Consider the following 25,401-nt stretch of genomic DNA (forward strand, 5'->3'; position numbering starts at 1 on the left):
GTGACGGCCTACATCAATTCGATCAAGGGCGACTACGAATACGACAAGATCGTCAACACCAAGATCTTCAAGGACCTTGTCCACCTTTATGAGCAGGACCTTTCAAACGCGGAGATCGAGCGCACCCTTATCAGCCGCTATGATGAAACGTCGCGCATCTATTTTCCCGACGGCGAAGATCTGCGACCTGACCATATCAAGATCGACATGCTGGCGCGTGACTCGATCTACTCGGGTTTCGTGGACGATAAGGCTTCGGATCCGAAGAAAGCACTAAAGTGGAGCGAGTTCTCGGACAAGCTCAACTCGGCAGACTATGCTGCAATCTTGGCCGATGTCGAAAGAGGTTTCAACAAGCTCGACGCGGCGGCCCGATCGTCCGTCAGAAGCTTCGATGAACTCTCCGAAAAGCTCAAGGCCGTCGATATGGAGTTCTTCGGCTCTTGGGCTGCGAAGATCTATCAGAAAATCAAAGATACATCGATCGATGTCTTCAACAACGGAACAGACGAAATAAAACGCGTATCCAGCAATATCCTGGATACGTTGAGGAAATTCAGTATCGATGAGAATGGGCAGGTCTCGATCCCGGAACTTTCGCGGTTCCGGGAAATCACACCTGAAATCGCAACCAAGGCACTGGGCGTCACCGCGGCCGCTGGTTTCGGCATCTTGAAATTCCATACTGCCTGGGTGAAGTACGGTGGAAACACACCGGAGTTTCAGGACTGGCTGAAGAGCGAGGCGGTTGGCGCTGCCATCGCTTTGCCGATCGGTGCCGGCCTCATGTATCTGGCGGCAGGCAGTCCGCTTGGAATGGCGGTCCTGATCGGTGGCGGCGCGGTACTTGGCTACATCGAACTCAAGAGCATTTTCAATGACATTGTCGACAACGCCGAAAAGTATCCGGAAGGGTCGATCCTTGTCTCCTTCGCCCAAGGCAGCCTTGCCGTCATGGACGGTATCGAAAAAGTCTTCGCTCCCATAATCGAAATGGGCGCCAACGTCATTGAGGCCTTGGCCGACGGATTCCAAATTGCGGTCACGGCGCTTGCCGATCTCGCCTTGCCGGACATCAAGTTCGTTAGCGGCGAGGCCGTCGAGTTTATCACGACAAAGGGCGAATGGATCATCGGCAGCGACGCTGCGACGGTGATCGGTAGCGCCGACAACGATACCTTGATTCACACCGGGGCAGGAAATGTCTTCGGCCTCGACGGCAACGATTTGCTGATCGGTTGGGGGGCGGACTACATTCCCGCCGGCGAGAAGATCGGACAGGCGCCCGCGAACGGCGCTGAGGATACGCGTCCCATTGCCGCAACGGACCTGAGGCTGACGCTCCATGGCGGCGACGGCGACGATTATGTCATCGCCATCGGCGGCATCGGCGCCATTGCCGTCGGCGGCAAGGGGCGAGACTTCATCTTCAACACGTCGACCATGGGCCAGCTGTATGGCGACACGATCGATGGCGATGGGGTCTCCGGCGCAGGCACGACGGATTCTGACGTGTTCTGGTTCTGGCCGGGCACGTTCATTATGGACGCGCAGCCGAACGACCTGTTGCAGATGTTCGCCTTCCCGCTCCTCGGCGGCTCCAATTCGGTGGCAGGGGTCTATGCCGGCGACGGGTCTCTCGCAATCGACTGGTTGTTCTGGTTCGTCTTCTACGGCTACACCGAAAGCGGCCAGCTCCTCGTCTACAACGCACTGATCGACTCGGTGCTCGAAGCGGTAGATCCGACCCACGGTGACAATGGCGTGGTCGACCGCGTCATGGTGGTTCAGAACTACACCTTCGGCGGCTGGAAGGAAGAGGCATGGGGGCGTCCAGACGCAGGCGATCTCGGCATGACCTTCCGCATCGCGAATGGTCCAGGCGCCACAGAAATCTCGCGCTGGAACTTCGTCTGGGGTCATTTGATGACCTATATCGACGTGCTCTGGAACCTGACCAAGGCGATCCGCTGGCAACCTGTTGATGATCCACTCGTTATCGATCTCGACGGCGACGGCATCGAAACCGTTGCGGAAAGCCAGTCGGGCGTCTACTTCGACCTCGATGGCGATTTTTTTGCGGAAAAGACCGGTTGGGTCGGGCCGGACGACGGTTTCGTCGTCATCGATCGCGACGGCAATGGCCGGGTCGACGATATCTCCGAAATGTTCGGCGGGCCGGACCGGTCGGGTTTTGCGCATCTTGCCGAACTCGACGACAACGGTGACGGTGTCATCAACATCAACGATGCCGGCTTTGCGCAATTGCGCATCTGGCGCGACCTCGACCAGGACGGGGTGACGGACCAGGGTGAGCTTTCGACACTCTCAGCACTCGGCATCGCTTCGCTGGGAACCGGCCGCACTGATCTCGGCAGCCAGACGCCGCAGGGCAATACGCTCTTTGGCCGGGGCGAGTTCACCCGCGTCGACGGTTCGACCGGCAAGCTTTACGACGTCGGCTTCGACACCAATCCGACGGACACGATCTTCCGCGGCGAGCGCGGCGTTGCCGCCTGGCTGAAGGGCACCGGCCAGCCGGATGCCAAGGGTTTCGGCTCGATGACGACGCTCGGCGTCGGCGCGTCCAACGATTTCGAACTGGCAGAAGTGGTGCGCGCGGCTGCCGCCGCAGCGACGACGCCGACGCTCAAGGCGATCCGCGAGGCTATCACGCCGGTCTTCGGCAAGTGGGCACAATCGCTGGAACTGACGCGCGAACTGACGCCGGTGCTCGTCGAAACCGCCGCCGACAGCACGACCCTGGTCGACCGTGGCGTGTGGCGTGAGGACGCCACGGGCGGTTGGTGGGAACGGGCGAGCGGCACGCCCGTCACCGACGCTCAGGGCAACATCATCGCCCGGGCAACGCTTGAACAGTTCCTGACGCAACCGTCAACTGGCGGCACCTGGCGGCTTGAACAGATGTTCTCGCCATCCTCGCGCGGCGAAGCGCTCGAGGAGCGCGAGGCCGCACCCTATCTTGCCGAAATCGTCGACGGGCGCGTGGTGGTACGCGACTACGGCATTCAGAATGCCGACGGCTCATGGCGTCTGGCGAGTGGCAATCCCGTTCGCGATACGTCCGGCAACATCATCGCCACACCGACAATCGCGGATATCCGCGCGCAGGCAGCACCCGCAGGCCTCGAATGGCGCGTCGAGGCGCTTGGCCACAATCCCTATGAGGCGCTGACGGTCGACCGCATGGGCGTCTACATGATCGACGGCAAGGTCGTCGACTATTCGGTGCGCGTCACCGACGAGGATGGGTCCTTTGACGTCTGGGCTCGCAATCTCGATCGCGCCCTGGAGCTGCAGCACAAACTTGGCCAGCCGGGCGAATTCAACCTGCGATCCTACGCGATCGACTTCGACAAACTGGACGAAGTGAACTCCACCGAGGACAGCGCTTACCGCGTCGAGATCCTCACAGCCGGTCAGTTCCATTTCGCGACCTCCGCCTATGGCATCGATTTCCAGCCGGAAATGATGGTCGCGGCCATCGACCCGGTGACGCATCGTATCACCTATTCCGTCGGCACCTACGACGGATCCGCTCTCTCCAACAGCAATCCGGATGGCTCCTACCGTTCGTCGATCGACGTCGCCATCGATCTGATGGGCGTCGTCGTCGACAACTATATTACCGTCAGCCGCGCCTTCTCGGTGCGCGTGGCGCTGCAGGGGGGCCTTGCGGACTATGCCCGCGGGTTGGCCTATGACGTTCAGACCGACAAGTTCTACGCGACGACAGACCGCGAGCTTGCGCCGGTGTTCGAGGCGATCTTCGAGCGCGCGCCCGATGGCGCGACGCCGGCCTACGACTATCTCGTCGCCTGGAAGGAAATCCTCGAGATCGTCTATCCGGACTACAAGCTTGATAACACCGGCAACTTCGTCACCGGCACGATGAAGCTCGACAAGGCGTTCATTTTCCAGATGCTGCTGCCGGCCTTCGAGAACGTCGGCATCGATATCGACCTTGCAGCCGTGCTCGACGCCTTCGGCGTCGACGAAACGCGCCTCGTAGGCAATGCGGCCGATGCGGCAACGGTCAACGGCACGGCCGGCGTCGACTACATTTACGTCACCTCAGAGACGACCCAGGAATACAATGGCGGTCGCGATGCCGACGTCTATTTTGTCGGCAAGAACTTCGGCCAGGATACGATCGCCGATGTCGACAACATCATGCGCGGAGAGCAGCCCGATCAGGTGCGCTTCGCCCATGCCCGGTCGACGGACGTCTATGCGACGCGCGACGGCCAGGACCTCGTCATCCAGGTGATCGGCACCGACGATGTGCTCAGGATCAAGAACCAGTTCCTCGGCGACAAGATCGATCCGCTCTTCAAGAAGTACAATTTCGCGCCGGCGACCCAGATCGCTTCGATCGTGTTTGCCGATGGCGTAATCTGGGATCGTCTGGAAATCGCCAAGGCCGTGAGCCATCCGCTTGCCACCGACGATCTGGTGCTCGGCACGGAATCGAAGGATTATATCCAGGGCGGCAAGGGCAACGATGTCTTGCGCGGCGGCCGTGACGGCGACATCTATGTCTTCCTGGCGGGCGACGGCAAGGACCGCATCGTCGAAAGCAACGACTGGTGGAGCGACACCGAACAAGGGAAATACGACTTCCTGCAGTTCGGCGGCGCGATCACGCCTGACAATCTGAAGCTCTACCGTGCCGGCGAGAGCAACGACCTCGTCATCAACATCATCGATGCAAACGGCAACCCGACCGGCGACCAGGTCACGATTGAGGACCAGTTCTACTGGGCCAACGTCCTCCTGCTCGGTCTGCTCTTCCCGCACCGTATCGAGAATGTCGGCTTCGCCGACGGCTCGTTCCTCAGCCATACGGACCTGATGGCGCGGGTGCTGATCGACCTGAAGACGGACGGCGCCGATATCATCTACGGCTTCAACAACGACGATAGGCTCGACGGCGGCAAGGGTGACGACGTGCTCGTCGGTCGCGCGCAGGACGACACTTACACTTACGGCCGCAACTACGGCCGTGACGTGGTGGAAGACGGCGCTGACGATTTCTTCGGCACCAGCTATGACACCCTGAAATTCACCAATGGCCTGCGCTGGACCGATTTCGAGTACGAGCGCGACGGCGCCTCGGCCACGGTCACGATGCGCGTCAAGGGAACGAACGACGCGGTGATCCTGAAGGATCAGTATCTCTCCGAGTTGCTGTTCGGCTTCCGCGACATGGTGGAGCGGCTGGAATTTGCCGACGGAACCGTCTGGGATTACGTCAAGCTCGCCCAGCATTTCATCGATCTTTCGAGCACCCCGGGTGACGACGTCATCTACGGCTTCGACATCGCCAACACGCATGACGGCGGCACCGGCAACGACCGCCTCGAGGGGATGGGCGGCTCGGACACCTACATCTTCTCGCGCGGCTACGGAACCGACACCGTCTTCGACAGCGGAGGTGAACGGGACCGCCTGATCCTCGAAGGCATAGACCTCGACGATGTCGAATTTGCCCGCGCCGGCACGACGCTCATCCTGAGATTGCGCGGCTCGGCCGACCAGATCATCCTGGAGCAGCAGTACAATCGCGCTGGCGGTCAAGGGAATGCGATCGAGACCTTCGTCTTTGCCGACCGCATCGTCAGCCACAAGGATCTCAATCCGGAGGATATCGACCTCGTCGGGACCGTCGCGGGCGAGACGCTGACCGGCACCGACTTCGCCGAAACGATCGACGGGCGGGGCGGCGACGACACGCTTGTCGGCGGCAGCGACGGAGACAGCTATCTCTTCGACGTCGGCTACGGCAACGACGTGATCGTCGACCGGCAGCGTGCCGTGCGCTGGGCGGACAGCTACGGCAAGGAGAAAGACGATACAATCCGCTTCGGCGACGACGTCACCATTCACAACGCCGTCTTCACCAAGGACGGCGACGATCTGCTGATTTCGATCGACCAGCGAACCGATACGCTGCGTGTACGCAACCAGTTCCGTGCCATTGAAGACCAGATCGAATGGTTCGAATTCAAGGACGGTACGCGCTGGCACGTCTCCGACATCGAGGAGCGGCTGGCGATCGTCGGCGGATCGCGCGGCGACGACCGGATCGAAGGCGCGCTCAACAGCCAGAACGTACTTGACGGACGCGAAGGTGACGACACGCTGATCGGCGGGCGCGAGGGCGACACCTACGCCTTCGGCGGTGCCTACGACCTCGACACCATTCAGGAGCGCACCGATGGCGTGACGGGAACGGTTGACCGCATTGTCTTCGGCTCGACGGTCGACCTCGCGTCGCTCCGGATCCTGCGCGATGGTTTCGATCTCATCTTCGACCTCGGGAACGGCGAGGATCGGCTGACCATCGTAGACGGCCTGTCGACGCGGCCGGTGGAGCAGTTCATTTTTGCCGACGGCACCTCGCTCAGCCTCGACGAAATCCGCACGCGCATGCTCGTCGGCACGGCCGGCGACGATGTGCTGGTCGGCTTCGACGGCCGCAACGACGTGCTCGACGGCGGGGCCGGCTCGGATGAATTGGAAGGCGGCAGCGGCAACGACGACTACCGCTTCGGCCTCGATTCGGGCAACGATTCCGTTCGTGACACCGCCGGCATCGACCGGATTCTCTTCGGCGCCACCGTCAACTCCAGCATGGTTCGTTTCTCCGACGAGGACGGCGATCTGCTGATCCGGCTCGAGGGTATGAACGACACGCTGATCATCCACGGTGGCGCGCTGCGCAACGTCAATGCCGGGCGGATCGAAAGCTTCGTCTTTGCCGACGGTTCCGGCATCACCATGGATGAGGTCTGGGGGCTTCTGGTCGCAGCACAGCAAACCGGCGGCGCCGACATCATCGATACCCGTACGGGCGGTCAGATCGACGCCGGTGGTCAAGGCGGCGATGATCTCATCTATGCCGGCAACCAGACGATCCTGCGTTTTGCGGCCGGCGACGGCACCGACATTATCGACACCAGCCAGCAGGCGGCCGGCAGCCGTCTGATCTTCGAGGATCTCGATTCCAAGGACGCAGTGGTGCGTCACCTTGACTTGACGGGTCAGGACCTGGCAATCACCTTCCCGGCCTCCGGAGATATCGTGCGCATTCGCGGCGCGCTCAACAGCGCGAACATTCCGGTCATCCAGTTTGCAGACGGCGTCGTCTGGGATCGCGCGACCGTCATCGCGGCGGCGATGCTCTCGCAGGCCAATGCGCACGACAACGTGATCACCGGCTCCTCGCTCGCAGATCGGATCGAAGGCAAGGGTGGCGACGACGACATTCAGGGTGCTGGCGGCAACGACACCTATGTCTTCACGCGCGGCGACGGCCGCGACGTGATTGCCGACACGGCCGGCACGGATGTTCTTGAAATCACCGGTTACCGGCCGGCGGACGTCATCGTCAGCAAGCCAGTTTCGGATCGCGATGACCTGCTTTTGACCTTCGCCGGCACCGACGACGAGGTCCTGTTGCGCATGGGAAGCGGCAGCGGCATCGACAGCATCAAGTTCGGCGATGGCACGACCTGGTCGCGCGCCTTCCTCTTCCAGACCGTGGTCAACCGCGGCACCGCGTTTGACGACGAGATCATTGCCACCGGCGAAGCGGATGTCCTGACCGGCAGCACCGGCAACGACTTTCTGGCCGGCATGGGCGGCAGCGACACCTATCGTTATCAGCGCGGCGATGGTCGCGACATCATCAACGACCAGGGTGCGCCAGGCGACATCAACCAACTGGTGATTGCGGACTATGGTCCGGCCGACGTGACCGTGATCCGGCATCCGGACCGCGCCAACGATCTCATCCTGCGCTTTGCCGGCGGTGACGAGATAATCGTGATCGGCGGCTTCAATCAGAACGGCCGTCACATCTCCAAGTTTACCTTCCAGGACGGCACCATCTGGACGATGACGGAGGTGCTGTTCAGGCTCGCTCAGTCCAGGCAGGCGGGACAGGCCGAGACGCTCACCGGCACGAGCGGCGCCGACACGATGTTCGGCGAGGGCGGTAACGACTACCTCTCCGGCGGCAACGGCGGCGACACCTATGTCTTCCGCCGTGGCGACGGAGAAGATGTCATCGAGGACAACGGCTCCACCTCCTCCACGCCGGCCGATGTCATCGAGATCCGCGGCTACACGGCATCCGACGTGACCATCAAGCGGTCAGTGGCAGCGCCCAACGACTATACGATCACCTTTGCCGGCACGAATGACCGGATCTATGTCGTCGGAGGCATCGGGTCGGCGGACGACATCATCGAAACCATCCGCTTTGAGGATGGCTCGACGATCACCCATGCCCAGATCCTTGCGCTGAGCGTCGCGGATGCCGGCACCGACAGCGACGACATTATCACCGGCTATACCGGCGACGAGCAGCTTGCCGGTGGCAAGGGCAACGATCGCATCTCCGGCGGCGATGGCAGCGATACCTACCTGTTTGCCCGCGGCGACGGGCAGGACACAATCGAGGACAACGGCAATCGCGACACGGACGTCATCCGCATTTCCGGCTACCTTCCGAGCGATGTCATTCTCGATCGCGCGGTGTCTTCGGCCGACAGCCTGATTATCCGCTTCGCCGGCACCAACGACCAGCTGACGGTTCTGCGCACACTCGAAGCGAGCGACGAGGACCAGATCGAGCAGATCCGCTTCGACGATGGCACCGTCTGGACCATCGCGGACCTCAAGGCACGACTGCTTGCCGGCTGGAAGACGGACCGAAGCGAACGCATCGTCGGCTTCAATTCGGATAACATTGTAGCCGGCGGCGGCGGCCAGGATCTCCTCATCGGCGGCGACGGCAGCGATACCTATCTCTTTGCCCGCGGCGACGGCGAAGACACGATCGACGACAATGGCTGGCACGACACCGATGTCATCAGGATATCCGGCTACCTTCCGTCCGAGGTCGTCCTCGAACGGTCGGCGGTCTCGTCCGACAGTCTGGTCATCCGTTTCGTCGGCAGCAATGACCGTCTGACGATCCGCCAGACGCTGGAGCAGAGCACCGAGGACCAGATCGAACAGATCCGCTTCGACGACGGCACCGTCTGGACTATCGCCGACGTCAAGGCCCGTCTGCTGGCCAGCTGGAAGACGGCGGCAAGTGACCGCATCGTCGGCTTCAACGCCGACGACACGCTCGGCGGGGGGCTCGGCAACGACACGCTGAACGGCGGCGATGGCAGTGATACCTATGTCTTTGCTCGTGGAGACGGGCAGGATACGATCGAGGAGAATGGCTGGCACGATACCGATATCGTGCGCATTTCCGGCTACCTGCCCTCCGAGGTCATCCTCGAGCGCTCGCCCGTTTCTTCTGACAGCCTCATCGTGCGTTTTGCAGGCACGCAGGATCAGTTGACGATCCTGCATACGCTGGAGCAGAGCACCGACGATCAGGTCGAGCAGATCCGCTTCGATGACGGCACCATCTGGACGATCGCTGACGTCAAGGCGCGGTTGCTTGCCGGCTGGAAGACCAACGGCAACGATGCCATCTCCGCCTTCAACAGCGATGACGCGGTCGCAGGCGGCCTTGGCATCGACCGGCTTGTCGGCGGCGACGGCAACGATACCTACACGTTCAACCGTGGCGATGGCCAGGACACGATCGAGGACAACGGCTGGCATGACACCGATGTCGTCAGGATATCGGGCTATGTGCCTGCGGATGTCTCGGTCAGCCGCTCGGTGGATGCGGCCGACACGCTGATCATTCGTTTTGCCGGCACCAGCGACGTGCTGACGATTGTCAACACGCTCTCCGCCAGCGCCGAGGACCAGATCGAGCAGATCCGTTTCGACGACGGCACCGTCTGGACGATCGCTGATGTCATCGCCCGCCTGCCGACCGGAACGGATCTCAGCGGCGACAACTGGATTTCGCTGACAAGCGCCAACGAAAGCCTGCCCGGCGGCACCGGCAACGACCGCCTGATCGGCGGCGATGGCAGCGACACCTACACGTTCAATCGCGGCGACGGAATCGACCGGATCGAAGACAACGGCAATGGTGACACCGACGTCGTCGTCATCAACGGCTATGTTCCGGCCGACGTCTCCATCTCCGCCGACAGTCTCTCTCCGTCCTCGCTCGTCCTGCGCTTTGCCGGCAGCAACGACGAACTGATGATCGTCAACACGCTTTCCGGCAGTAGCGAGGACCAGATCGAGGAAATACGCTTTGCCGACGGCACGGTCTGGACGATCGCCAGCATCAAGGCGCGCCTGGCAAATGGCTGGAGCACCAACGGCAACGACGCCATCTCTACGGGCAGCGGCAGCCAGACACTTGGCGGCGGGCTCGGCAACGACCGGCTTTCCGGCGGGGCCGGCAGCGACACCTATCAATTCGCCCGCGGCGGCGGCCATGACGTAGTCTTCGACGCCGGCGACGGCGGTACAGATGTCCTGCGCATCAGCGGCTATACGCCGGCCGAGCTGACGTTGACGGCGTCGCGTTTCAACCAGGCGACGCTGGAGATCAGCTTCGCCGGCACGAGCGACCGCCTGAGCGTCATCAATGCTCTTAATGGTGACATTGCCGGCCAGATCGAGCAGATCGTGTTCGACGATGGCACGGTGTGGTCCGTGGCCGATATCGTCGACCGTGTCGGCAGTGCGGTCGACCCTGATTCCGATCAGGTCGTCGATGGCGACAACGCCGTCAATACCCTGTCTGGCGCCGGCGGCAGCGACTGGCTGTCGGGCAAGGATGCCAGCGACACCTATATTTTTGCACGGGGTGATGGCGCCGACCGCATCAAGGAGGCAGGCGGCGGCGATACCGATGTCGTTCGCATCACCGGCTATGCGCCATCCGACGTGCGCCTCTCGCAGGGGAGTGGTTCGGCCAACACGCTCGTCATCCGTTTTGCCGGCTCTAACGACGAACTGACCGTCGAAAACACGCTCAACGGCGACTATGCCGATACGATAGAGCAGATCCGTTTCGACGATGGCACGGTCTGGTCGATGGCCGATGTTCGCTCGCGCCTGCTCGCGTCCATGACGACGGATGGCAACGACCTCATCGTTACCTGGGACAACAACGAGACGGTTGCCGGTGGGAAGGGCGATGACAATATCGAGACCGGCTACGGCACGGATACGATCGTCTTTGCGCGCGGCGACGGGCACGACACGGTGTCGCGCAACATTCTTTATGGCGGCGCCGACACGCTGAAGCTCACCGACCTCAATGCCTCCGATATCGTCATCCGCGGCGGAACTTTCGGCGACGGAAGCCTCACGGTCGAAACTCTTGATGGCAAGAATTCGATCCGGTTCAGCAACGGGCTGTCGCTCCTGTCGCAGATCATCTTCGCCAATGGCACCGTATGGAACGCTTCAGAGATCCAGGCCACCATCGTCGAACACCCTGTTGATCCGACGGAGACCGTTTACCTCAGCGGCGACGGAACGTTCGTCGGCACCGCTCTGAACGAGTTCCTCGACGGTTGGAGAGGGTCCGACAGCTACACCTATGCCGCCGGCGGCGGACACGACACGATCAGCGACTACGCCTATGATCTGGCCGACGTCAACACGCTGACCATGAGTGGCATCGCTTCCACGGCCGTCTCTTTTGGACCGGGCTTTGACGATGCCGACGACCTGATCATCCATGTCAATGGCGGTGGCTCGCTGCGCATCCGCGATTTCTTCGATGTCGGGGCCGATTACCGCAACGGGGTCGACACGATCGCCTTTGCGGACGGCGTCACGCTGGATCGCGCGACGATCGCCACCATGGCGATGCCGACGCTGCCCGTCACGACCGGCGATGACGTGCTCGCCCATGGCGCACTCGACAACGTTATCGACGCGCTCGCGGGCAACGACATCGTTCGCGCCGGCGGCGGCGATGACGATCTCACCGGCGGCCTCGGTGACGACTTCCTGATCGGCGAGGACGGCAGCGACGCCTATCGTTTCGCTCGGGGCGATGGCAAGGAAATCGTCCTCGACGCGTCCGGCGACGGTGCGGTGGAAGGACCGCAGGACCTCAACATCCTGCACCTTTCCGGCTACGTGGCTTCCGATCTCGTGTTCACCCGCGATACGGCCGATCCTTCCGTCGTGATCCTGACCTTCGTCGGCAGCGAAGATCGCATCGTTTTCGCGTCGTCGAACGGCGAGACGTCCGGCTTCAGCTTCGGTGATATCATCCTTGACGACGGGGCGGTGCTGACGCAGGCCGATATCGCCGACCTGATCATCGTCGATGCCGTAATCGACGGCACGACCGGCGACGATGTTCTCTTCGGCGCCTACGACAACGAAACGCTGACGGGCGGTGCCGGCAACGACGTGCTGGCGGGTGGTGAGGGCGCCGATTCCTATCACTTCACGCGCGGCGATGGCCGTGATCTCGTCGTCGATCCACCCGGCATCGAAGTCGTCAATACTCTCAACCTGCACGGCTACACCGCCGCCGAGCTGGTCTTCTCGGTCGATCCGATCGAACCGGGCGAGATCACCCTTACCTTTACGACAAGCGAAGACCGGATTGTCTTCCGTCCGGATTTCAATTCGGCTGCCGGAAACGACGGCGTCGCCTATTTCCCCTTCGGCGAAATCGTGCTCGACGACGGCACCGTTCTGTCGACCATGGATATCGCCTCCGGCCTCAGCGTTTCTTCAATGGAAATGCTGGGCGGTACGGCGGGTGACGACATACGCACGAACTCGGCGGTAAGCAGCTACATCTACGACGGCGACAATCCGGAGATGTCAGTCGTCGGCGGTGGCAGCGACACCTATGTTTATGCCCGCGGCGACGGCAACGACATTTTCCACGACATGACGGACAATCCGGGCGAATTCGACCGGCTGGTCCTCAGCGACATCCTGCCTTCGGACGTTCGCGTCTCTTCGCCGGGCGGTCAGACCTACGTGCTGTCGATCGACGAGAACGCCGGCGATGCTTCGGCCCGCGCAAAGATCGTCCTGTTGATGGCGCCGGCCGAGGGTGGTGGCGAAGTACCGTCATTCGCGGCGATGAACACGCTCGCCGCAGGCGGTCTCGGTATCGAGGAAATCGAGTTTGCCGACGGGACCATCTGGACGCCCGCTACGATCAGCCAGCACGTGGTCTCCTACGAGCCCGATGGCATCGACATCCCCAATGCCTACCCGCCGACGGACGGCAACGATCGCTTCACCGGCACCTCTGGCGAGGACGTGATCGAGCTCGGCCTTGGCAACGACTATGCCGAGGGAGGCTATGGGCATGACACCTACGTCTATACCCGTGGCGAAGTCCACGATGCCTATCGGGACGCGGACTATTGGACCGGGGGAGTAGCCGGTGAGATCGTTCTGCACGACGTCGCCGCAGCGGAGGTCTCGGCAAGCATCGCCAACGGCAACATCCTGCTGACGATTGCGGGCAGATCGCCCGACGGTTCGGATGCGGGGACGATCACGCTGATCTCCGCAGCTGACAACGCCAGCGAATTCAGAGGCTTGCGCGTCCTCTTCGATGATGGCGCGGTCTGGGAGACCGCCGACCTCGCCCAGAAACTTCGGACAGGCTCCCAAACGCCCGGCAACGACACCGTTTATGGCACGGTGCTCGACGAGACCTTCGACCTCGGGGAGGGCAATGACATCCTGAAGACGAAGAGCGGGGTCGATACGTTCGTCTACGCACGTGGCGACGGTCATGACATCGTCGAAACCGGCTCTTCCGAGCTGAACGTCGTGTTTGACGGCATCAACCCGGGATCGGTCTCGATCCTGCGCCACGCCGACGACATGATCGTCAAGATCGGCGATAGTGCGCCCGGCGCTGGCGATGGCGGCAGCATTCGCATTCTCGACGGATATTCTCGCTCATATGGCCTCGTTGAGATCAACTCGATCACCTTTGCCGACGGTACGGCCTGGGACCAGACGGAAATCGCGCGGGCCTATGTCGCCGGCCAGCTGACTTCGGGTGACGATACCGTCGTGAATGCCGGAACCGGCCTCACCTACGAACTCAGTGCCGGCAACGATCATATCCAGGCGAGCGGTTCCTTTACCGACACCTACGTCTATCGCAACGGCAATGGCCATGACATCATTGTCGAGGACGGCTGGACCTCCTATCCGGAATCGGCAGGCGACGTGCTGCATTTTGCGGACATCGGGCGCAGTGGCGTGCACTGGATGCGCAACGGAGACAATCTGATCGGTGCCGTGCAGGCAGATGCCGCACTTGGCCGCCTGGCGGGTTCGGTGACGCTGAAAAATGCGTTCCATGCGAATGCCGCTGATTACACCCGCGTCGACACGATCCGCTTTGCCGGTGGCGAGGCCGTATCGATCGAAACGCTGATGGGCGAGGCGCAAGCGGGCAACCCGGGTGGGCCGACCGACGCCGTCGACTACGTCGTCGGGTCGAACGGCAACGTGACCTTCACCTACGAGCGCGGCGACGGCAGTCGGGTGATCGACACGCTCGCCAACGGCGGCAGCGACACGCTGGTGCTGGCCGACATCGCAGCCGCCTTCGTTTCCTATCACCGTGTGGGCTCCAGCGTCGAAATCCGGATTGCGGAAACAGCACCCGGCGCCGGCAATGGCGGATCGATCCTCATCGATGCGCTGCTCGACACCTCGCTCGCCTCTCGCGGCGTGGAAACCGTGCGCTTCGCCGACGGTTCGACGGTCAGCAAGGCATCGATCATTGGCGCTGTCGCCTATAACGGCACCGCCTATGCCGATTCCATCGTCGGGTCTTCCGCCGACGATACGCTTTCCGGCAATGGTGGGGTCGATCTGCTTGCCGGCGGAGCCGGCAACGACACCTATCGCTGGACCCGTGGCGACGGCAGCGACATCATCGACGAAAGCAATTCGAGCGGCACGACCGACCGACTTGTGCTTTCAGGTGTTCTGCCGACGGCAGTCTCCGTGCGCGCGGATGGCAACACCACGGTCCTGACTATTGCCGAAAGCACCCCCGGTGCGGGTGACGGCGGCGTCATCAGGCTCCTGCAATCCGTGGTTCAGAGCGGACAGGCAGGCGTCGAACGGGTGGAGTTCGCAGACGGCACCGTCTGGACCATGCTTGCAATCCGCGCCGCATTGCTGTCGAGCCGCGCCACCGCCGGTCACGACGTCATCTATGGGTTCTCGAGCAACGACACGCTTGCCGGCGGCGCTGGCAACGACATCCTGATCGGCGGTAACGGAAACGACACCTACGTCTACAATCGCGGAGACGGGGCGGACGTCGTCAACGAGACCGGCACCTTCGACGGCAAGGCAGATTCGATCGTGCTGCGCGGCATCCTCGCGTCCCAGGTAACGGTCGGCAAGGATGGCTCGGACGCGGTCTTGATCATCGCAGAAAGTGCTGCCGGTGCGGGTGACGGCGGTCGCATCCGCATCTATCAGCAGCTCGATCCGTATTTCGAACGCGGCGTGGAAACGATCGTCTTCGACGACGGCACAATCTGGACGCCGGATATGCTGCGCGCCCGCGCCATCGATCTCCAGACGAGCGAAGGTGGGGATACGATCCTCGGTTCGACGGCGAGCGAAAGCTTCGAAGGCGGTGGCGGCGACGACGTCATCGTTGGCGGCGAAGGCAACGACACCTACACCTACCGGCGCGGCGATGGTAACGATGTAATCGACGAGGGCACAACCTTCGGCGGCACGGCGGATAAGCTCATCCTCGCCGACATTACCGCTTCCGCGGTCTCCGTCCGTTCGGACGGCGCCGACGCGGTCCTCTTCATTGCCGAAACAGCGCCAGGCGGTGGCGATGGCGGGCGTATCCGTCTTTCCAACACGCTCAATCCCTATTTTGAGCGCGGCATCGAGACCATCCAGTTCGCCGATGGCGCCACCTGGACGATGAACACACTGAGGGAAATGGCGATCGCCGCGCAGACCACGGCCGGCGACGACGACATCTTCGGCTTCACCACCTCCGATATCTTCGCGGGTGGCAAGGGCGACGATCGGATCTCCGGCGGCGAGGGTAACGACACCTATATCTATGCGCGCGGTGACGGTATCGACGTCATCGACGAGAACGCCACCTTTGGGGGCACTGCCGACAAGCTGCGCCTGCAGGGCATCGCTGTTGCAGACGTCCGCCTCGTGCGCGATGGCTCGGATGCCATCCTGATCATCGCCGAGAGTGCGGCAGGCGCAGGCGACGGCGGTGTCATCCGCATCGTCAACACGCTCAACCCGTACTTCGAGCGCGGCGTTGAAAGCATCGTGTTCGATGATGGAACGACCTGGCTTCTGGCCGACTACCAGCGCATCGCCATCGAGCAATCGCAGACCGATGCCGACGACGTGGTGACGGGCTTTACCACGTCGGAAACGCTGACCGGCGGACGCGGCGATGACCACCTCCACGGGGGCGACGGCTCCGACACCTATGTTTTCAATCGCGGCGATGGTCGCGATGTCATCGAGGACAACGGCAACGGCGATACCGACGTCGTCTTCATCCGCGGCTATGCGCCGGCGGACCTGAGCTTCAGTGAAAGCCGCTATCCGGCGGATTCGCTCGTCATCCGTTTTGCCGGCAGCACCGACGAACTGACGATCGTCAACACGCTCGACCAGAGCGCGGAAGACCAGATCGAGGAGTTCCGCTTCGAGGACGGCACCGTCTGGACCATCGCCGACATCAAGGCGAAGATTCTCGCAGGTCGCGTCACGGCTGGCAACGATACGATCAACGGGTTCTACGGCGACGATCAACTCGCCGGCGGCCGTGGCAACGACGTCCTGAGCGGCGGCTACGGCGCCGATACCTACACCTACAGCCGCGGTGACGGTTACGACCTGATCATCGATGGGGAAAATCAGGCGGGCGACGTTCTTGTGCTCGTCGGCATCGATCCTGCCTCGATCCAGGTACGGCGCGGGGTCGGCGACGATCTCGACCTTCTCATTGCGGAATCCGCCGCAGGCACAGGCGATGCCGGCCGCATCACCATCCGCAACTCGTTCCTCGCCTCGTCGCTGATGGGGATCGAGACCGTGCGCTTTGACGATGGCACGGTCTGGACCAAGGCGATGATCGAGGGTCTGGCGATCCGCAATGTTGCCACCCCCAATGACGACCGCCTCACGGGGACGTCGTCTGCCGATACACTGGCCGGCCTTGCCGGCAGCGACTACTTGTCCGGTGGCAATGGAGACGACGTCTATCGCTTCGCGCGCGGCGACGGCTCCGACACGATCCGCGACTTCGGCAACGGTGTCGACCGGCTTGAAATCTCGGGCTACGCGGCAAGCGAGATCAGTTTCACCCGCCGCGGTCGCGACGGCCAGGACCTCATCATTCGCCTAGGCACCTCCGGTGAAACCATCACGGTCATCAATGGGCTGATGAACGGCACAGCCGACCGGATCGAGGGCGTCGTCATCGTCGACACCGGCGAGACGATCTCGATCGACACGATCAAGGCCTCGCTCGTCTTCGGCTCGGAGACCAGCGGCAACGACCAGATCATCGGCAGCGATGCGGCCGATACGATCCGCGGCGGCGCCGGTGTCGACCTTATGATCGGCGGCGCGGGCAGCGATACCTACCACTATAAATCCGGCGACGGCGACGATCGCATCGCCGACGACAGCAACAGCGTGGGCGACCGGCTTGTGCTCGACGATATCGCTTCGACCGATCTCGTCTACGCGCGCCGCAGTCCGCCGGAAGGCTTCGATCTCGTTCTGCGCTTCAAGGGGGCCCAGGACCGCCTGACGCTTGCCGACACGTTTGCAAGCGGTAGCAACGGCATCGAAACGATCACCTTCTCTGACGGCATCACATGGACGCTGGCCGACATGCGCGCGGCGGCGCTTCGCTTCGCCTCGACCCAGCAAGGCGAGACCGTCCGCGGCTTTGACGGCGCCGACATCCTGAACGGGCTCGGCGGCAACGACTGGCTGATCGGCTATCAGGGCGCCGATACCTATCGCTTTGCCAAGGGCGACGGCCAGGACACGATCGAAGACAGCTCAACCAGCCTCGGCGACCGCCTCGTCCTTGCCGACCTCCTGTCGATGGAAACCACGGTGTCGCGTCTTTTCAAGGCGAGTGACGATGTCGTTCTCACCTTCGCCACGGGCAAGGATTCAATCACCATTCGCGACATGCTGGCGACCGATGGGTCCGGCATCGAGGAAATCGTCTTCTCGAATGGCGTCGTCTGGACGCGCCAGACGATCCTTGATCTTCTGGAAAACAAGGCGCCGGTCGCGGTCGAGGACGGCATCTACTCGTTCAAGACCAATGCACCGCTAGTTCTGTCCAGGGCCGAATTGCTGCTGAACGATTTCGATGCCGACGGCGACACGCTCTCCGTCATTGCGGTGACCGGCGACGACAATGTCGATGCCGAAATCGACGCGGTGGGCAACATCGTGGTGACGGCGCACCCCGGCTACACCGGCCCGGCGCAGTTCACCTATACGGTATCCGATGGCCGAAACGGCCTGACCACGGCCACGGTCAGCGTTCGCGTCACGCCTTTGGCGCAAGCCAAGGACGACTATGGCTTCGAGGTGGCCGAGGACGGCTTCCTACAGATCTCGACCGAGCGGCTGCTCTCGAACGACGTCGATGGCGACCGGATGATCGTCGCGCAGGTGCTCGATGCCGTGAACGGCCATGTGAGCCTTGCGAGCAACGGCCAGATCAGCTTCACGCCGACGGCGAATTTCAACGGGCTGGCCTCCTTCCGCTATGTGGCCAACACACCGGAAGGCGGCCGCGCGGAAGGCGTCGTCTACATCAATGTCACGCCACAGAACGATGCGCCGGATGCACGCAACGACAGCGGCTTTGCGACGGACGAGGACGTCCCGTTCGAGATCGACACGAAGACACTCGTTCTCAACGACATCGACATCGACGGTGACAAGCTCAAGGTGACGAGCGTCACCGGCACGCCTGATCTGGTCGCCGAGCTGACGGCCGACGGCTACATCGTCGTGCGCCCGGCGCCGTTCTTCTTCGGACAGGCGACGATCTCCTACACGGTCTCCGACGCGTCCGGCGCGACCGACACGGCGACGATCACCGTCAATGTCCGGCCGGTCAACAACGCTCCCGAGCCGGCCCCGGACAGCATAGCGACCAACGAGGATGCGCCGCTGCTTCTGACCGCCGCCTCGCTTCTTGCCAATGACATCGAACGAGACGGCGACCTGATGGCCATTGCGTCAGTACGCAACGGTTACGGTGGCAGCGTCCAGCTCTTCGATAATCAGACGGTGCTGTTTACCCCTGCAGCCAACTTCTTCGGCCAGGCCCACTTCTTCTACACGGTCGACGACGGCCAGGGCGGCAAGGTCGAAACTCGTGTGGACGTCGACGTCGCGCCGGTCAACGATGCGCCCGAAGCCCGGGACGACAGCTACAGGAGCGCAGGCGGCACTTATCTGCGCGGCACCGAGGACACGCCGCTCATCATCAATATCGCCGACCTGCTGGCCAACGACCGCGACATCGACGGCTTTGCCCTGACGATCGAAACGATCAGCTACTCGGAGAACGGCACGGCAGAGCTGCTCGGCGACGGCACGATCCGCTTCACGCCGGACGCGAACTTCTGGGGCGAAGCGACCTTCCGTTACGTCATCTCGGACGAAGGCGGTCTCGTCGACGACGGCACTGTCACCCTCTATTTCGAGCCGGTCGGCGATGCACCGCCGGTTGCCGCAAACGACACGATCACGATCTACGAGGATGTACCGACCGTCATCCCGATTTCTGCCCTGCTTGCCAACGACACCGATATCGACCGCGATCCGCTGCGGATCATCTCGATTGCTCGCGGTCTCGGTATGCACGGCTCGGTTTCGTTCACGCCGGAAGGCGACATCCTCTTCACCCCGGCGCTCAACAGCACCCAGGAAAGCAGCTTCGCCTATACCGTCACGGACGACGCCGACGGCACCGACACGGCAACCGTCAGGATCGTCATCATTCCGGTCAACGACGCACCGACGGCAGCCGCCGACTTCGGCTCGACCTCGCTCGACCGGCCGCTCGTCCTGCGCATTTCGGACCTGATGGCCAATGACAGCGACGTGGATCTCGATCCGCGTGATTTCGACCTGCTGCGCTTCGTCGGCATCCGCTCGCTGCAGCACGGCAGGGCGTCGATCTACAATGGCGAGTTCGTCGTCATCGAGTATGACCGTGGTTTCTCCGGCGCCACGTCGCTCGAATACACGATCGCGGACGAACACGGCGTCGAGGACGATGGCACGGTCTCAGGCGTCGTGACCGACCAGCATGCAGGGACTATTACCGGCACGGCCATCCGCGATCTGCTGATCGGAACGCATCTTGGCGAGCGCATCGACGACCTCGGTGGCGACGACGACATCTTCGCCCGTGAAGGCGACGACATCATCATCGCCGGCGACGGCGCCGACCGTATCGACGGCGGCGATGGCTATGACCTCGTCGATTTCAGCGCCTCGAACATCGGCATTCGCACCGACCTGCAGGCCCTGATCGGCCAGGGCGGCTATGCCCAGGGCGACCTCTACTTCAACATCGAGGCATTCTACGGCACACGTTTTGCCGACGAGCTTGCCGGCAATGCCGCCGACAACAGGCTCTCCGGCGGCGAGGGCAACGACATCCTGCGCGGCCGCGGCGGCGCCGATACGCTCGAGGGCGGGCTCGGCGACGACCGGTTGGAAGGCGGCGCGGGCGCCGACACCCTCAACGGCGGTGAAGGCTCCGACACGGCAGACTACTCGACCTCGCTTGCCGCTGTTGCGGTCTCCCTGATAGCAGGCACAGCTCTTGGCGGCGATGCGGCCGGTGATACGCTGGTAAGCATCGAGAACCTGACCGGCAGCGATTTCAACGACCGGCTGGAGGGCGAGGCGGCTGCAAACGTGCTCATCGGCGGGCGTGGTGACGACGTGCTTATCGGTGGCGCCGGCAACGACGTTCTCGTCGGCGGCCGGGGTGCGGACGTGCTTGAGGGCGGGGACGGTATCGACCGCGTCGAGTACCTGCTTTCGAGCGAGGGCGTGACGATCAATCTCGCCAACACGGCCGCCGGCGGCGGCGATGCGCAGGGTGACGTCTTCACCTCGATCGAACTGATCGTCGGCAGCTACCACAACGACGTGATGATCGGCGATGCGGCCGACAACGTCTTCCGCGGCGGCCTCGGCGCCGACGCGATCGATGGCAGCGCAGGCTTCGACACGGCCGACTACGGTTCGGCAACGGTGGCGGTCAGCATCAACCTGGCGCTTGGCACTGGCACTGCCGGGGAAGCGGCTGGCGATACGCTCACCAGCGTCGAAAAGCTCATCGGCTCGGCCTACAACGACACGTTCGTCGGCTCGGCCAATGCCGATGTCTTCGAAGCCGGCTTCGGCAACGACCATCTCGCCGGCAACGCCGGTTCCGACATGTATCTCTTCGGCTACGATTCCGGCGCCGACACGATCGCGGAGAATGGGCTTGCGGCCGATATCGACCGGCTGATCTTCGACGCCGCCGTCCGGCGCGCCGACATCAGCCTCGTGCGCCAAGGTGACAGCCTGCTCATCGAACTCGAACATGACGATGGGCTGTTGATCGATACCGCGCTCGTGAACGGCCACTTCCTCGGCCGTGAGACCGGGCTTGAAGAAATCGTCTTTGCCGATGGCACGGTCTGGGACCGCGACGATATCGACGTGCTGACGCGCGTTGGCCGCTTCAACGCGGTCAACGACGTCATCCGCTTTGCCGACGAAGATACTGACCTCGTCATCGCCGCCGACCGGCTGACCCGCAATGATGCGAGCGAAGGAACCGAGTTCCTGCAGATCATTGCCGTCTCCAACAGCGTCAACGGCACGGCGACGCTGAACGCTGACGGCAGCGTGACCTTCCGCAGCGCCCGGGACTTCTGGGGCGATGCCTATTTCGACTACACGGTTCGCGACCAGTTCGGCCGGGAATCGACGGCACGCGCCGAAGTCAACGTGCTCCCGGTCAACGATGCGCCGGTGGCCGCCAATGACGGCGTCTTTACCGGCATCGAGGATACGCCGCTCTACATTCCGATCTCGGCGCTCCTTGCCAACGACATCGACGTCGATGGCGATACGCTGACGATCATCGAATTCGGTCCGGCGCTGGGCGCCGATGGCCTGCCGCTCTACCCAAGCCAGTTCGAGAATGCGACGTTCGGCAGTGCGCAGATACAGGGCAACCACGTCGTCTTCTCGCCTTCCGTCAACCACAACGGCTTTGCCGGCTTCCGCTACACGATCACCGATGGCAACGGCGAGGTCTCGACAGCGCAGGTGGAACTCACCTTCGTCGGCGTCAACGATGCACCCGATATCGGCCGGGACCGCATCACGGTGCGCCAGGGCCAGAACACGCCGATCCTCATCTCGTCGCTCATCGGCAACGACACCGACGTCGAAGGCGACGACATTTCGTTTTCCAGCTTCGGCAATGTGGTTAACGGCACGGCGGTGCTCGTGACGGATGCAAACGGCGTGGTGTCGATCGACTTCACCGGCAGCGCGCTCGGAGCCGCAAGCTTCACCTACACGATCACCGACGAGCACGGTGCAAGCACGACGGGCACCGTCGAGATAAACGTCATCCCGCTGAACGACCCGCCGAACGCCCTCAACGACAGTGGCTTCACGACAATCGAGGACCAGCCGATCATCATCGATCCGGCATCGCTGCTTGCCAACGACAGTGATCCGAATGGTGACCTTCTGGTGATTTCCGCGCTGGAACGCTTCCCGCTGAACGGCAAGGTGGAGTTCAATGCGGACGGCATGATCGTCTTCACGCCAAGGGCCGACTACAACGGCCGGGCCGGATTCACCTATACCGTCTCCGACGGGCGCGGCGGTTTCGACGAGGCGTTCGTCTCGATCACGATCGTGCCTGACAATGACGGACCGATCCTGCGTGACGACGTGGTTTCCGGTATCGAGGATCAGCCGGTCATGATCCTCGCGGCGGAAGCCTTCGCCAACGATATCGAGCCGGACGGTGACGTCATCTTCTTCGAGGACGCGTGGGTTCTCGGCGTCGTCACCAACGACGTCACCAACCGTACAGAAAAGAGTGAAAGCTTCGAGCTTACCTCGCCGCTTGTCTCTCAGACGGCCACCGTGTCGCTTGCGATGGCCGACGGCTCACCGGTACCGTCCTGGCTTGTCTTCAACGCCGAGACGCTCACCTTCACGGGCGTTCCGCCACAGGGCACCACCGCTCCGCTGACGCTGGCTCTCACCTTCTCCGACACCGCCGCCGGCGGCGAGATCGTCACCTTCGAGGACACCTTTGTCATCGATCCGACCGACACGGCAGCCCTTTCGGCCGGGATCTCCTATGATGCTGACCTGATGGCGGTCAGCCAGTCGGAAGGAACCTGGTCGGCAAAACTCGCCTCGGGTCAGGACCTGCCGTCATGGCTCGCCTTCAACCCGACGACACGCCAGCTCTCCTATACGGATGTTGCACCGCCGACCAATAACGGCCTTGCGCGCGTCCAGGCGGCCTTCACGCCGACGAATGCGGCGCAGAACGGTTTTGCCGTCGAATTCCTGATCGACCCGACACAGCCGATCGATCCGGCGATCAACACGCTCCTGGCCGGTGATCCCTACTTTGCGGCACAAGGTCTCTTCGTCCTGCCGGTGGCCGACGATGCAACCGTTTCGGCCGAAAAGACGTCCGGCTTCTACTTTCCGGATTGGCTGGAATTCGACCCTGAAACGCTCACCCTTTCGGGCACGGCGCCCGAGGTCTATGTCGGTCGCATTCCGGTTCGCATCGAAGTGGGCGCCTCGGCCGAGGACGGTCGGCCGGCCTTCTCGCTGATCCGCGACTTCGTCGTCGACGACGCGCCGCAAACGAGCGGCGGAGCCTCGGGCTTCAACCTCGTGGTCGAAGACGGACGCCTGAAGCTGATCACCGGCGAGGATTTCTTCGGGATGGTCGCGGTCGCCTACACGGCGGTCGACATCAAGGGTGCGGTCTCCGCGGAGCCCGCCGTCATCGTCGTCAACATCGAGGCACAACGCGAAAAGCCGGATGCGTCAAGCGATGGGTTCAGCGTCACTGAAGATGGCACCCTCTCTTTCTCGCTGGCGGACCTCCTCGGCAACGACCGTGACGACGACGGCGATCCGATCCGCCTGGTTTCGTTCAGTGAACCGGCCGCAGGCACACTTACCGTTCATATCCCGGAAATTTCCGTCGATATGCCGGCGCTTGGCGGCATGTCCGGCCCGGTGAGCCATTCCGCCGTACTTCGCGGAGGTGCTGCACTGCCGGCGTGGCTTTCCATTGATGCGGCGACCGGCCGAATTCATGGCACGCCGCCGCTCGGCGCCAAGACCACGCTTGCCATCGACGTGACATCGACCGACGGTACGTCGAGCGTCGTCACCACCATTTCGCTCGACGTGGACGGCAACGACGGCGTCACCTTCACCTACCGGCCGGACAGCCAGTATTCCGGTCCGGACACCTTCACCTACACGATCACGGATGATCGCGAGGGCACGGCTACTGCCTCGGTCGACATCGACGTCATCGCCGCGAACGACCCGCCGGTGGCGGTCGACGACCGGGTCTCCGGCGTCGAGGACACGGTTCTTGTCATTTCGCCGACGACGCTGCTCGCGAACGACCTTGACGTGGATGGTGATCCTCTTCGGATCGTCTCCGTCAGGGCCGGAGCGCAAGGCACGGTCGAACTGCTCAACGGCCAGATCGTCTTCACCCCCGCCCGCAATTTCGACGGGCAAGCCTGGTTCGAATACACGATCACCGATGATGCCGACGGCATCGATACCGGCCGGGTCACCGTTGACGTCGCTTCGACCAACCGTGCGCCGGTCATCGTCGCCGACAGCTTCACCGGCACCGAGGATGTGCCCTTTATCGTCCGCATCGCCGATCTCATCGGCAACGACTACGATCCGGACGGTGACGACTTCAGCTTCGTCGTCATCGATCAGCAGGGCGTCGACGGCCATGCCTTCGAACTGCCGGATGGTCGCTGGAGCCTGACGCCAGAAGGCGACCACAACGGCGTGGCCACCTTCACCTACCGGATCACCGATGGCCGCGGAAATACGGTCGGGACGAATGCGATCACGGTTAATTTTGCTGCGGTCAACGATGCGCCGGTGGCGCGGGCCGACGGCGGCTATGTCACGGCGGAAGACCGGCCGATCGAGATCGATCTTGCAGCACTTCTCGGTAACGACAGCGACGTCGATGGCGACGGCCTTTCGGTCGTCGGCGTGCTCGATCCGATCAATGGTTCGGTCACGCTTGCCGGCGGCAAGGCGATCTTCACGCCGCGTGCCGACTACTTCGGCAATGCCGGGTTCTCC

Annotated in this window: 1 protein-coding gene (running past one end of the window); it reads left to right on the forward strand. The window is 62.7% G+C overall.

Annotation, left to right across the window (positions count from 1 at the left end; all coding sequences use genetic code 11):
• A protein-coding gene (locus BLU35_RS20025; protein ID WP_176907334.1) for a tandem-95 repeat protein crosses the window boundary here: on the forward strand, positions 1–25,401 show its 5' portion. The gene runs 2,898 nt beyond the window's last position; only the first 25,401 of its 28,299 coding nucleotides appear in the window; it begins with the start codon at positions 1–3; the stop codon falls past the right edge of the window.

This window comes from Sinorhizobium sp. NFACC03, assembly GCF_900103435.1.
In the GTDB taxonomy this organism is placed as follows: domain Bacteria; phylum Pseudomonadota; class Alphaproteobacteria; order Rhizobiales; family Rhizobiaceae; genus Ensifer.